The organism is Planomicrobium sp. CPCC 101079, from assembly GCF_007859275.1.
GTDB lineage: Bacteria > Bacillota > Bacilli > Bacillales_A > Planococcaceae > Planococcus.
Window position 1 is genome coordinate 92,155 of the sequence record NZ_VOHC01000024.1, and the last position, 14,250, is coordinate 106,404.

General features: G+C 46.9%; 9 protein-coding genes. All 9 read left to right on the plus strand.

The window, feature by feature from the left end; genetic code table 11:
* Positions 1-85 precede the first annotated feature (85 nt).
* The 9 genes from FQV28_RS10790 (at position 86) to FQV28_RS10830 (ending at position 14,207) form a co-directional block, all read left to right on the plus strand.
* Positions 86-2,224: a (Fe-S)-binding protein gene (locus tag FQV28_RS10790; RefSeq protein ID WP_146496384.1), complete on the plus strand. Its 2,139-nt coding sequence runs from the start codon at positions 86-88 to the stop codon at positions 2,222-2,224.
* Positions 2,225-2,632: 408 nt separating this feature from the next.
* Entirely contained in the window at positions 2,633-3,829 is a 1,197-nt protein-coding gene (locus tag FQV28_RS10795; RefSeq protein ID WP_146496385.1) for an acetyl-CoA C-acetyltransferase, read from the plus strand.
* A gap of 2 nt (positions 3,830-3,831) precedes the next feature.
* Positions 3,832-4,683 carry a 3-hydroxybutyryl-CoA dehydrogenase gene (locus FQV28_RS10800; RefSeq protein ID WP_146496387.1) on the plus strand — a complete coding sequence of 284 codons (852 nt, stop codon included), beginning with the start codon at positions 3,832-3,834 and terminating at the stop codon, positions 4,681-4,683.
* A gap of 16 nt (positions 4,684-4,699) precedes the next feature.
* The gene (locus tag FQV28_RS10805) at positions 4,700-5,836 is read left to right on the plus strand and encodes an acyl-CoA dehydrogenase (protein WP_146496389.1); all 1,137 of its coding nucleotides are present in this window, start codon (positions 4,700-4,702) and stop codon (positions 5,834-5,836) included.
* A 482-nt stretch (positions 5,837-6,318) separates the two neighbouring features.
* Positions 6,319-7,458: an acyl-CoA dehydrogenase gene (locus tag FQV28_RS10810; RefSeq protein ID WP_146496390.1), complete on the plus strand. Its 1,140-nt coding sequence runs from the start codon at positions 6,319-6,321 to the stop codon at positions 7,456-7,458.
* 15 nt (positions 7,459-7,473) lie between these two features.
* Entirely contained in the window at positions 7,474-8,115 is a 642-nt protein-coding gene (locus FQV28_RS10815; protein ID WP_146496392.1) for a TetR/AcrR family transcriptional regulator, read from the plus strand.
* 6 nt (positions 8,116-8,121) lie between these two features.
* Positions 8,122-11,373, plus strand: coding sequence for a fused isobutyryl-CoA mutase/GTPase IcmF (gene icmF / locus FQV28_RS10820; protein ID WP_146496394.1), 3,252 nt, complete (start codon positions 8,122-8,124; stop codon positions 11,371-11,373).
* Between the two features lie 437 nt (positions 11,374-11,810).
* Entirely contained in the window at positions 11,811-12,455 is a 645-nt protein-coding gene (rpoE, locus tag FQV28_RS10825) for a DNA-directed RNA polymerase subunit delta (RefSeq protein WP_146496396.1), read from the plus strand.
* A 153-nt stretch (positions 12,456-12,608) separates the two neighbouring features.
* Entirely contained in the window at positions 12,609-14,207 is a 1,599-nt protein-coding gene (locus FQV28_RS10830) for a CTP synthase (RefSeq protein ID WP_146496398.1), read from the plus strand.
* Positions 14,208-14,250 lie beyond the last annotated feature (43 nt).

Sequence of the window (14,250 nt, forward strand, 5' to 3'; positions counted from 1 at the left end):
GGCATATAATCTATAATTAGCTAGAGTTTATAGGGAAGCCGGATCGAAAGTTTTTTGAATATACACACATAAGGGGGATATCTTCATGGAGCCATTGCTCATAGCAAACTGGGTCTTGTTTCTGGGCATAACTGCGTACGCCGTTTACTTGTTCCTGTACCTGCTAAAGACCAGGTATGACTTTATCAGACTCGGCAAAAAAGTGGAGTTTGAAGAAAATTTCAAAGAACGTCTCCGCAAAGTGATGGTCAATGTATTTGGCCAAAAGAAATTGTTGAAAGATAAGAAGAGCGGAACGATTCACGTTATGTTCTTTTATGGCTTCTTATTGGTACAAGCGAGCGCCATCGACTTTATCATCAAAGGATTGGTTCCAGGAGCGCATTTGCCGCTTGGTCCACTTTATCCTGCTTTCACGTTCTTCCAGGAACTTGTGACTTTGATGATTTTAGTGGCTGTGGTTTGGGCGTTCTATAGACGTTATATTGAAAAGCTTGTCCGCTTAAAGCGCGGATGGAAATCAGGTCTTGTCTTGATTTTTATCGGCGGACTGATGGTTTCCGTTCTTGTCGGGAACGGAATGGCGATGATTTGGCACAATCATGCAGCAGCTTGGACAGAACCGGTAGCATCTGCAATTGCTGCTGGATTTTCATGGATGCCGGCAACTGCCGCGGCTGCAGTCTTCTACATCATGTGGTGGGCTCATTTATTGTTCTTATTGACATTCTTGGTTTACGTGCCTCAATCAAAGCATGCGCATTTGATTTTTGGGCCGGTCAATACGTGGTTCCACCGCGTGGATCATGTTGGCCGCTTGAAACCGATCAACTTTGAAGAACTGGAAGATGAAGAAGATGAAGACGCCATGCCATCATTTGGCGTCGGCAAAATTACCGATTTCAACCAAGCTCAAATGATCGACTTTTATGCTTGCGTAGAATGCGGGCGCTGCACGAATATGTGCCCTGCTACCAACACAGGCAAGATGCTTTCGCCGATGGATTTAATTACGAAACTGCGTGATAACTTAACGAATACTGGTGCAGTGATGACGAAACAAAAACCTTGGGTGCCTGCACTGGCATTCAACAATACAAAAGGCAATCAGCTGGCGATGGCTGCTGGCGCTGAAGGCGTATCAATCGACGAACTTTACAGCCCAAGCCTGATCGGCGATGTTATTACAGAAGAAGAAATTTGGGCATGCACAACTTGCCGCAACTGTGAAGATCAATGCCCAGTTATGAATGAACACGTTGATAAAATCATCGACCTTCGCCGTTACCTTGTTATGACTGAAGGGAAAATGGACAAAGATGCACAACGCGCGATGACAAACATCGAAAAACAGGGGAATCCATGGGGCCTTAACCGCAAAGAAAAAGAAAGCTGGAGAGATGCAGCGCCTGATGTCAGCATTCCGACAGTAAAAGAAATGAATAAAGCAGGCGAAGAATTTGAATTCCTATTCTGGGTTGGCTCAATGGGTTCATTCGACAGCCGCTCACAAAAAATTGCGGTGTCCTTTGCACGCTTGATGAACGAAGCAGGCGTGAAATTCGCGATTCTAGGAAACAAGGAAAAGAACTCCGGAGATACGCCGCGCCGCCTAGGGAACGAATTTTTGTTCCAAGAGCTTGCGACAGCGAACATCCAGGAATTCGAAAAAGCGGGTATTAAGAAAATTGTTACGATTGATCCGCACGCTTACAACATTTTCAAAAACGAGTATCCGGACTTCGGTTTCCGTGCAGAAGTTTACCACCATACGGAAATGCTGTTCGAGCTATTGCAGGAAGGCAAGTTAAAGCCGCAATTCCCGGTTAATGAAAAAATCACCTTCCACGATTCGTGTTACCTCGGCCGTTATAATGACGTTTATGATGCGCCTCGGGAAATCCTAAAAGCGATTGAAGGCGTCGAGTTGGTGGAAATGGTCCGAAGCCGCCAAGATGCGATGTGCTGTGGGGCCGGAGGCGGCCTGATGTGGATGGAAGAAGACAAAGGCCACCGCATCAACGTAGCACGAACCGAGCAAGCGCTAGTCGTCAACCCGACAATCATTTCATCCGGCTGCCCATACTGCTTGACGATGCTGTCAGATGGCACAAAGGCGAAAGAAGTGGAAGAGACAGTCGGCACTTACGACGTTGCAGAACTTCTGGAACTTGCAGTCATCGGCAAACAAACGCCAGAACTGGAAGCATCCATCGTCCAATAAGACTTCACAAAATAAAAAATTGCAAAAAGCCAGAATATTGGTTAAGATTCAGTTATAAGCTAAAAAAGAAAGGGAGTTTAACGCTCCCTTTTCCTTTGCAACAAAACCGAGCGAGCGTTCAGTCAACCTATGATGCCTTACGGAGTACGGCATCATAGGTTTGCCTCGAAGCTAGCGGAGCGATGCAGAGGCAATGTTTTGCGACGAAGCAGCGAAGCGATGCAGGAGCAAAGGGTCAAGTGAAGCTGGCGAAGTGAAGCACAAGAGTATCAAGAGAAGCAGCCTGGAGAAAGAGTAACAGCGGCGACTCCAGGGAGATGCGTTTACTTAAAGCGATTTTCCCGCACTTCTCTATATTTTTTTCGGCACAAATGTAACCGTTTACAAAAAAGGGGAGGAAAAAATATCATGGCAAAAACAGTAATTTTAGATGGGGCACGTACAGCATTTGGGAAATTCGGCGGCAATTTAAGCACGCTATCGGCAAGCGAACTAGGGGCAGTAGCGATCAAAGAAGCGATGAACCGTGCAGGAATCCAGCCGGAAGATGTGCAGGAAGTTATTATGGGGAACGTCTTGCAGGCAGGCCAAGGGCAGATTCCTTCGCGCCAAGCTGCAAAAAAAGCGGGAATTCCGTATAACGTCAAATCGGAAACAATCAATAAAGTATGTGCTTCAGGAATGCGAAGCATAACACTTGCACATCAAATCATTCGTTTGGGTGATGAGGAAGTTATCGTAGCAGGCGGTATGGAATCGATGTCAAACGCGCCTTACTATTTGCCGAAAGGGCGTTGGGGCATGCGGATGGGAGATGCTCAAGTTATTGATGGCATGGTCCATGATGGTTTGTCATGTTCCTTCCATCCGGACAAAGTCCATATGGGGACATACGGCAATTCAACAGCTGAAACGTTCGGTCTGACACGTGAAGCACAAGATGAATGGTCTGCCCGTTCCCACGAGCGTGCAGTCAAAGCAAAAGAATTGTTTGCGGAAGAAATCGCACCAATTGAAATTCCGCAGCGAAAAGGCGATCCGATCACTGTTGATTTTGATGAAGCGCCTCGCGCCAATTCAACAATCGAAGCATTGGCGAAACTAAAGCCGGCATTTGGCAAAGACGGCACAATTACTGCCGGAAACGCGCCTGGCATCAACGACGGAGCGGTGGCGCTGGTCTTAATGAGTGAAGAGCGCGCAGAGAAAGAAGGCAAACAGCCGCTTGCCCATATTTTAGCCCACACAGAAATTGCAATCGAACCGCATCGTTTCCCTGAAACACCAGGAATTGTCATCAATGAACTTCTTAAAAAGACTGGTAAATCACTCGATGACATTGACCTTTTTGAAATCAATGAAGCGTTCGCTGCAGTGGCGCTTGCTAGTTCGAAAATTGCAGAACTGGATGCTGAAAAAGTCAATGTCAACGGCGGCTCGGTGGCACTTGGCCACCCAATCGGCGCAAGCGGCGCGCGCATTATCTTAACCCTGGCTTATGAATTAAAACGCCGCGGAGGCGGGGTCGGCATCGCGGCTATCTGTTCAGGCGGCGGACAAGGCGACGCTATCATGATCGAAGTTCCAAAACAGGAGGAAAACTGACTATGGCAATCCAGAACGTGATGGTTATCGGCGCCGGCCAAATGGGTTCCGGCATCGCGCAAGTATGTGCGCAAGCAGGCTTTAATGTGAAAATGAACGATATGAAACAAGAGGCATATGACCGGGGAATCGGTACGATTACAAAAAACCTCTCCCGTAATGTTGAAAAAGGGCGCATATCGGAAGAAGAGAAAGCGGCGATCTTAGGCCGTATTTCTTCTTCCTTTGATCTGAAAGACGCCTCTGATGCAGACATTGTCATCGAAGCCGCTGTTGAAAATATGGAAATCAAACACAGCATTTTTAAAACACTCGATGAAGTTGCCCCAAAACATGCGATTTTGGCATCAAATACATCGTCTCTTCCAATTACGGAAATCGCGGCAGCCACCAACCGCCCGGAACAAGTGATCGGCATGCATTTCATGAATCCGGTACCGGTCATGAAATTGGTTGAAATCATCCGGGGCCTTGCTACGACTAATGAAGTTTACAAAACGGTCGAAGAAATGACCGTTCAATTATCGAAAACGCCTGTCGAATGCAATGACTTTCCAGGGTTTGTTTCCAATCGGATTTTAATGCCGATGATCAACGAAGCGATTTTTACGCTTCAAGAAGGGGTCGCCACAAAAGAAGCGATCGACGACATTATGCGCCTCGGCATGAACCACCCAATGGGGCCGCTGCAATTAGCTGATTTTATCGGTTTGGATACATGCCTCTATATCATGGAAGTGCTGCATGACGGCTTTGGGGACAGCAAATACCGGCCGAGCCCACTTTTGCGCCAGTACGTGAAAGCCGGATGGCTAGGCAAAAAAACAGGACGCGGATTCTATGAGTACAGTTAAATTAGGAGGACCAACAATGGATTTGCGTTTTACAGAAGAGCAGGTCATGATGCGCGATATGGTCCGAAATTTTGCACGCGAAGAAATTGCGCCATTTATCGACCGGATGGAAGATGGGGAATTTCCTCATGAAATTCTCAGGAAAATGGGGGATTTAGGCTTGATGGGCATTACAGCGCCTGAGAAATACGGCGGTTCAGAAATGGATTTCACTTCCTACATCTGCGCCATCCACGAATTATCCAAAGCGAGCGCGGTAATCGGCGTTATTCTATCGGTGCACACTTCGGTCGGAACAAATCCGATCTTGAATTTCGGTACGGAAGAACAAATTGCAAAATACATTCCAAAACTGGCATCTGGCGAATACCTTGGTGCATTTGCTTTGACTGAGCCGGCAGCAGGATCGGATGCGGCAAGTTTGAAAACCAAAGCTGTAAAAAACGGCGACCACTATATCATCAACGGCTCAAAAGTTTTTATCACTAACGGCGGCGAAGCCGATACATATATCGTTTTCGCTTCCACTAAACCAGCAGCTGGCTCCCGGGGCATTTCAGCGTTTATTGTTGAGAAGAATTTTCCGGGCTTGATTGTCGGGAAAGACGAAAAGAAAATGGGGCTTCATGGGTCAAGAACCGTTCAGCTGACGTTCGATAATATGAAAGTGCCGGCAGAAAACTTGCTTGGCGAGGAAAACAAAGGCTTCAGCATTGCCATGGCAAACTTGAACGTCGGGCGCATCGGCATTGCGGCCCAAGCCCTTGGCATTGCGGAAGCGGCATATGATTACGCAGTGGCATATGCAAAAGAGCGCGAGCAATTCGGCAAGCCGATTGCAGTTCAACAAGGCATCGGCTTCAAGCTCGCTGACATGGCCACGCAAGTGGAAGCGGCAAAGCTGCTCGTCTACAATGCAGCGGACTTATATGCCAAAGGCAAAGACTGCAACAAAGAAGCATCGATTGCCAAACTGTTCGCATCAAAAGCGGCGATGGACGTGGCAATAGAAGCCGTCCAAGTATTCGGCGGCTACGGCTATACGCAGGACTATCCGGTAGAGCGCCTGTTCCGGGATGCAAAAATTACGGAAATCTACGAAGGTACAAGTGAAATACAGCGCATTGTAATTAGTAAACAGTTATTAAAATAATAAACCTACTTTAGCTATATGTTGAACTAAAAGAATCGATTTTTATAAATCGCATCGGACGCTTTGGGCATAGCTCCCGCCAGGAGCCGGGAAGATCGTCCGTCTCCTGGCTTCGCTTAGCCCCTGGACGCGCCGAAGCTAAGGAATTCTTACTATATGAAAGAAACTATAGGATTGCTGTTTCAAAACTAGTGTAATGGATGATATAACACAAGCCTGCGAAAAGCATAACTATCTCTTGTAATATCAGCAACGCATTTATATTTAATTCAATTTGTAAAGTAATGATTTTAGGCTTTACAATTACAAAAAACTAGATGATTGCTAGAAGAAAGAGCGGAAGGCGTCGACTCCTGCGGTCCACCCGCGGAAAGCGTCCGCCTGTCTCTGCATCGCTTCGCTAGCTTCGAGACATGAAAAAGAGCTGGAGTGATGTCTTCAGAATAGCACATAAAACATTCAAAAACTGGAGGAATTGGACAATGAACTTTCAATTGAGCGAAGAACATGAAATGATCCGTAAAATGGTCCGCGATTTTGCGGAAAACGAAGTAGGGCCGACAGCAGAAGAACGTGACGAAGAAGAGCGGTTCGACCGTGAGATTTTCGACCAGATGGCAGAGCTTGGCCTTACCGGGATTCCATGGCCGGAAGAGTACGGCGGCATCGGCTCCGATTATTTGGCATACTGCATCGCCGTCGAAGAATTATCGCGCGTCTGCGCATCGACTGGCGTTACGCTTTCAGCCCATACATCGCTTGCCGGATGGCCGGTATACACATTCGGGACGGAAGAGCAGAAGCAAAAATACTTGCGCCCAATGGCCGAAGGAACAAAAATTGGTGCATACGGCTTGACTGAGCCGCAATCCGGGTCTGACGCCGGCGGCATGAGAACAAACGCAAAAGAAGACGGCGACCACTGGATCTTGAACGGCTCGAAAATCTTCATCACAAACGGCGGCATCGCCGATATCTACATCGTTTTTGCAGTAACCGATCCGGATTCAAAACATAAAGGCACGACCGCTTTTATTGTCGAAAAAGATTTTGAAGGCTTCTCGGTCGGCAAAAAAGAGAAAAAACTTGGCATCCGCTCAAGCCCGACAACGGAAATCATTTTTGATAACTGCCGCGTGCCGAAAGAAAACATGCTTGGGGAACTTGGCCAAGGCTTCAAAATCGCCATGCAGACGCTTGATGGCGGACGCAACGGCATTGCGGCGCAGGCAGTTGGAATTGCGCAAGGCGCATTGGATGCATCCGTCAATTATGCGAAAGAGCGCGAACAATTCGGCAAGCCGATTGCAGCAAACCAAGGCGTTTCGTTCAAACTGGCAGATATGGCAACTTCCATCGAAGCTTCGCGTTTATTGACATACCAGGCGGCATGGCTTGAATCGAACAAATTACCGTACAGCAAAGAATCGGCGATGGCGAAATTGATGGCCGGCGACACGGCGATGAAAGTGACTGTCGAAGCGGTTCAAGTATTTGGCGGCTATGGTTACACGAAAGACTACCCAGTGGAGCGTTTTATGCGCGATGCAAAGATTACACAAATTTACGAAGGCACACAGGAAATCCAGCGTCTTGTTATTTCCCGTATGGTCACAAAATAACCGGAGGTAATGACTATGAATAAAAAGCGTGAAATACAGTCCTCCGTAAAAGACGAAAGCCTGATCGAAAAGCGCCGTGCGCAAATGATCCGCGGTGCTGTCACGCTTTTTAAACAAAAAGGCTTTCACCGGACGACGACCAGGGAAATTGCGAAAGCGGCAGGGTTTAGCATAGGCACGCTTTACGAATACATCCGCACAAAAGAAGATGTGCTATACCTCGTCTGCGATTCGATTTACGACGAGGTGCATGCGCGCCTAGATTCGCTGGACGTCGAAAAAGGCTCGCTGGAAGTGCTGGTTACGGCGCTTGAACATTATTACGGCTTGATCGATGATATGCAGGACGAATTTGTTGTCATGTATCAAGAGTCGAAATCACTTCCGAAAGACGCCCTGCAATACGTATTGAATAAAGAATTGGAAATGGTAGCGTTGTTTGAGCGTTTACTGATGGAGTGCAGAGAAAGCGGTGAATTGAAAATGACACCGAAAGAAATCAAACTTGCGGCCCATCACTTGTTTGTCCAAGGGCAGATGTGGGCGTTCCGGCGCTGGGCACTCCGGGAGTTTACCATTCAAGAATATATCCAGACACAGACGCACTTTCTTTTGCAGGGGATGGCAGGAGAAAAAATCTCAATACAGGGGGCATAATAGATTATGGCTATAGTACAGGAACAAAAAACATACAAGCCAAAAAACCATATCCGTTTTGTAACGGCATCCAGCCTTTTTGATGGCCACGACGCCTCCATTAACATCATGCGGCGCATTTTGCAAAGCACGGGCGTAGAAGTGATCCACCTTGGCCATAACCGTTCAGTGGAAGAAGTGGTCAATGCAGCAATCCAGGAAGATGTCCAAGGCATCGCCATTTCTTCTTACCAAGGCGGCCATATGGAATACTTCAAATACATGTACGACTTGCTGCAGGAAAAAGGCGCGAACCATATCCGGATTTACGGGGGTGGCGGCGGTGTTATTTTGCCGCGCGAAATAGAAGAGCTGGAAGCATACGGCATTGCAGGCATCTTCTCTCCGGAAGATGGCCGTAAAAAAGGGCTCCAAGGAATGATTCAGGAGATTGTGGAAGAATGTGATTTCTCGACCGCCAAACCCGATTTAGTTCCAGAAAACTTGTCGACCGAAAATCCGGTAGCGCTTGCGAACGCCATTACAGCGGTTGAAGAATCGCATACGCGGGACACAGACGTTACAAGGTTGCTCGAAGCCGTTCGCTCGCAAAGCAAAAACACGCCGATTCTTGGGATTACCGGAACAGGCGGTGCAGGAAAAAGTTCGTTGACAGACGAGCTGATTCGCCGCTTTTTATCCGAACTGCCGGATAAGAAAATAGCGGTTTTATCAATTGATCCGACAAAACAAAAAACAGGCGGCGCGCTGCTTGGCGACCGTATCCGCATGAATGCCATTTTCAACAAACGCGTATTCATGAGAAGCTTGGCGACACGCGGTTCACGCACCGAAATTTCCGGTGCTCTTGGAGATGTGCTGGATGTTGTTCGGGCAGCTGATTTTGATTTAATTGTTGTTGAAACAAGCGGAATTGGGCAAGGGGATGCGGAAATCGCAAATTTCTCGGACATTTCGATGTACGTGATGACAAGTGAATTCGGTGCGCCTTCACAGCTTGAAAAAATCGACATGATTGATTATGCCGATTTGATCGTCATCAACAAATTCGAGCGCAAAGGTTCTGAAGATGCACTTCGCCAAGTGCAGAAGCAATTTCAGCGCAGCCGGGAATTATGGGATAAAAATTTGGATGACATGCCGGTATTCGGCACAATTGCCAGCCAGTTTAACGATAAAGGGACGAATGCGTTGTTTGCTGCATTGGTCGCTGTTGTAAACGCGAAATGCGGGACAAATTGGCAGACCGATTATGAAATGTTCGCAAAAACCCAAAAAGAGAACATGATCATTCCGAATGAGCGCCGTTATTATCTCCGGGAAATTACGGATGCAGTTCGGGGCTACCATGCAAAAACACAAGAACAGTCTCAATTTGCACGCCGCTTGTTCCAATTGGAAGGCGGCATCGAAGCAGTGAGAGAAAAAGCGCCGGATGACGCACTGATCCAGTCGCTGCAATCGCTTGCGGATGGCATACGCGACGAACTGACTGCCGAATCGAAACGCATTCTTGCCAATTGGAAAGCGTTAAAAGAAGCTTATACAGGCGATGAATTTATAACAAAAGTGCGCGACAAAGAAATCCGGACGATATTGCGTACGGAAAGCTTATCAGGCATCAAAGTGCCAAAAGTGGTGCTGCCAAAATTCGAAGATTATGGTGAAATCTTAAAATGGGTTTACTTAGAGAACGTTCCGGGCTCTTTTCCTTACACAGCTGGCGTATTCCCGTTCAAACGGGAAGGAGAAGACCCAAAGCGTCAGTTTGCAGGAGAAGGCACGCCGGAACGGACAAACAAGAGGTTTCATTATTTGTCGAAAGACGATGATGCCAAACGCTTGTCGACGGCCTTCGACTCGGTGACGCTTTACGGCGAAGACCCTGACCATCGACCTGATATTTACGGAAAAGTTGGGGAATCGGGCGTTTCCATCTGCACATTGGACGATATGAAGAAATTGTACGCAGGCTTCGACCTTTGCGCACCGTCCACATCAGTCTCTATGACAATAAATGGCCCAGCACCGATCATCCTTGCGATGTTCATGAACACGGCGATCGATCAGCAAGTAAAAAAACGTGAAGAAGAGCTTGGGCGCACATTGACTGTCGAGGAATTCACGGAAGTCCGCGAAGGCACGCTGCAAGTGGTGCGCGGGACGGTCCAAGCCGACATCTTGAAAGAAGACCAAGGGCAAAACACATGCATCTTCTCCACTGAGTTCGCACTCCGCTTGATGGGGGATATCCAGCAATATTTTATCAACCATAAAGTGCGCAATTACTATTCGGTGTCCATATCCGGCTACCATATCGCAGAAGCTGGGGCGAATCCGATTTCGCAGCTCGCATTCACGTTGTCGAATGGTTTCACATACGTGGAATACTATTTGAGCCGCGGCATGAATATCGACGATTTTGCACCGAACTTATCGTTCTTCTTCTCAAACGGACTGGATCCGGAGTATACAGTGATCGGCCGTGTAGCACGCCGAATCTGGGCGATTGTCATGCGCGATAAATATGGCGCGAACGAACGCAGCCAAAAGCTGAAATACCATGTCCAAACATCTGGCCGCAGCTTGCACGCACAGGAAATCGATTTTAACGATATCCGGACAACATTGCAGGCGTTGATGGCATTGCAAGACAATTGCAACTCGCTTCACACGAATGCCTATGACGAAGCGATCACGACACCGACGGAAGAATCCGTGCGCCGTGCGATGGCCATCCAGATGATCATCACAAAAGAGCATGGCCTGTCCAAAAACGAAAATCCGCTGCAAGGCGCGTTCATCGTTGAAGAAATGACGCAGCTTGTCGAAGAAGCGGTACTCGCAGAATTCGACCGCATCAACGACCGCGGCGGGGTTTTAGGCGCGATGGAAACGCAGTATCAGCGCGGAAAAATTCAAGAAGAATCGATGTATTATGAAATGAAAAAACATACCGGCGAACTGCCAATCATTGGGGTCAACACGTATTTGAACCCAAATCCGCAAAGCGACGACGATATCAACTCGATGGAAATCGCCCGTGCGACCACTGAAGAGAAGGAAACGCAAATCAATAACTTGCGCGCGTTCCAAGCCCGCAACGATTCGGCAGAAGCACTCGAGCGCCTAAAGCAAGTAGCAAAGACAGGCGGCAATATCTTTGAAGAACTGATGGAAACTGTAAAAGTTGCCAGTCTTGGCCAAATTACAACAGCTTTATATGAAGTAGGCGGTCAGTATAGACGAAATATGTAAGTGGACATGCCTGCTGCAGGTTGGAATGAAAGATGGACACGCAAAAGTCGTTGCAAAACGATTTTGCGTGTTTATTTATAGGGGGAAATATTCAAGGGAGATATAGGCCACCAACAAAATGTCTAATCCCCAAAACCGGTTGTTCGTCAAGGCCGGCAGTTTTCTGTATAATGTAATGAGAAATGATTGTAGAAAATGCGGAGGATGATACTCCATGCCTAAACTGACACATTACATAATCTTTATCTTCTGCACGATTCTTATTTTTTTCCTATACGGCAAAGCGCTTGGATCGATTCCTTTTTTTATCCTTTCTTTCTATTTGTTTTATTTTGCATGGTCTGAACTGTACAAGAGAAAAAAGAAAACACGCTAGCCGGCGGACACTACTTTGTATATAATGAATTAAGTTAAGACAGAAGAAGGGACGTGCACGAATGAAAATCCGTGAATTAACAAGAGAAGAACTGGTCGAAGAGTCATTTGTTGACTTAACATATGCAATTTTAGAAGAAACACACGAAACAAAAACTTATCCTGAAATTGTTGCAGAAATCGAGAACTTGCTGGGCTTGTCGAAAGAGGACATGAAAGCCCGTTTAGTGCAGTTCTATACGGACATGAACATTGATGGACGCTTCTTGATCCTTGGGGAAAACCGTTGGGGGCTTCGCGAGTGGTATCCGGTGGAACAAATCGAAGAAGAATCGGCTCCGACTGTTAAAGCACGCAAGAAGAAAGCGAAAGTTGCAGACGATGAAGATTTCGATGATATGGATCTTGAATTGGAAGATGAATTGGAATTTGACGATTTCGACGATGAAGATGATGACGAAGACGATGATGAAGATGGCACAAGCATTGATCTAGGCATAGGAATCGTTGATGAAGATGAAGACGATGATGAGGACGAAATCAAATTGCCGGTTGAAGTCGACGAAGTTCTCGATTTTGACGAAGACGAGGATGAAGAAGTTGATTTAGGTGCTGAAATCCTTGTCGAAGATGATGAAGATCTGGAAGATGATTTAGATGCAGATCTTGATGTTGAAGAAGATGAAGACGACGAGGACCTGAAATAAACTGACTATTTTTTACCTTGACTTCTTAAGCGAGACTAGATAAGATTTTACTGGGCTCCTTAAAAAGGAGATTGAAATCGTACAGTTTACGCGCTCCCTCTGCATGCTGCAGGCGGGGCGCTTTTTATTTTTTATTTTGAGGAGGAAACGAGCATGACAAAGTATATTTTTGTGACGGGTGGCGTAGTATCGTCGCTTGGCAAAGGGATTACAGCCGCGTCTTTAGGGCGTTTATTGAAAAATAGAGGATTAAGTGTAACCATTCAAAAATTTGATCCATACATCAACATTGACCCGGGCACGATGAGCCCTTATCAGCACGGGGAAGTATTTGTGACAGAAGACGGTGCAGAGACAGATTTGGACCTTGGACACTACGAACGTTTTATCGATATCAACTTAAACAAATATTCGAATGTGACGACAGGGAAAGTCTATTCGACAGTTATCCAAAAAGAACGCCGCGGCGATTATCTGGGTGGAACTGTTCAAGTGATCCCGCACATCACAAACGAAATCAAAGATCGCTTGCTGCGCGCTGCGAAAACAGCTAAGGCGGATGTTGTTATCACAGAAATCGGCGGTACGGTCGGCGATATCGAGTCATTGCCATTCCTGGAAGCGATTCGCCAAATGAAGTCTGATCTTGGCCGTGAGCAAGTTATGTACATTCACTGTACGCTGATTCCTTATTTAGGTGCAGCAAAAGAAATGAAAACAAAACCGACCCAGCACAGCGTTAAAGAATTGCGCAGCCTCGGAATCCAGCCAAACTTGATCGTTGTGCGCACGGAGCACGAAGTGCCGCAAGACATGAAGGATAAAATTGCGTTGTTCTGCGATATCAAGCCAGAAGAAGTGATTGAATCGCGCGATGTTGACGTGATCTACGAAATGCCGCTTCGCTTGAAAGAGCAGCATATGGACCAAATCGTCCTCGACCATTTCGGCATCAAAGCGCCTGAAGCTGATGTAACTGAATTGGCTGCGTTGGTCGACAAAGTGAAATCATTATCAAAAACAGTGAAAATCGGTCTTGTCGGAAAGTATGTCGAATTGCAAGATGCTTATATTTCAGTTGTTGAAGCCTTGAAACACGCTGGATTTGCCCATGATGCTGAAATTGAAGTAGAGTGGATCAACGCGGAACACATCAATGCAGATAACGTCGCAGAAACATTGCAAGGCGTGGATGGCATCTTAGTTCCAGGCGGATTTGGAGACCGGGGAGTTGAAGGGAAAATTGTGGCATCGCAATTTGCTCGTGAAAACAATGTGCCGTTCTTTGGAATTTGCCTTGGCATGCAATTGGCTTCAGTTGAATTTGCCCGCAACATCATGGGACTTGAAGGTGCGCATTCGTCTGAATTGAACGCGAAAACGCCTTATGCAATCATCGATTTATTGCCGGAGCAAAAAGATATTGAAGACCTGGGCGGCACACTGCGTCTTGGCCTGTATCCTGCGAAATTGGAAAAAGGGTCGAAAGCCCACGAAGCGTATGGTGAGGAAATTATTTACGAACGCCACCGCCATCGTTATGAGTTCAATAACGAATTCCGCGAGCAATTCGAAGCTGCTGGATTTAAATTCTCAGGCACAAGCCCGGACGGCCGCTTGGTGGAAATCATTGAGCTTGCTGACCATCCTTGGTTTGTGGCTTGCCAATTCCATCCGGAATTCATCTCGCGCCCGAACCGCCCGCAGCCGCTATTCCGTGAATTTGTGCGCGCGTCTCTTGAAAATAAATAATTTTAAAAGCCTGCCTGAATTTTTCAGGCAGGCTTTTTTCTTT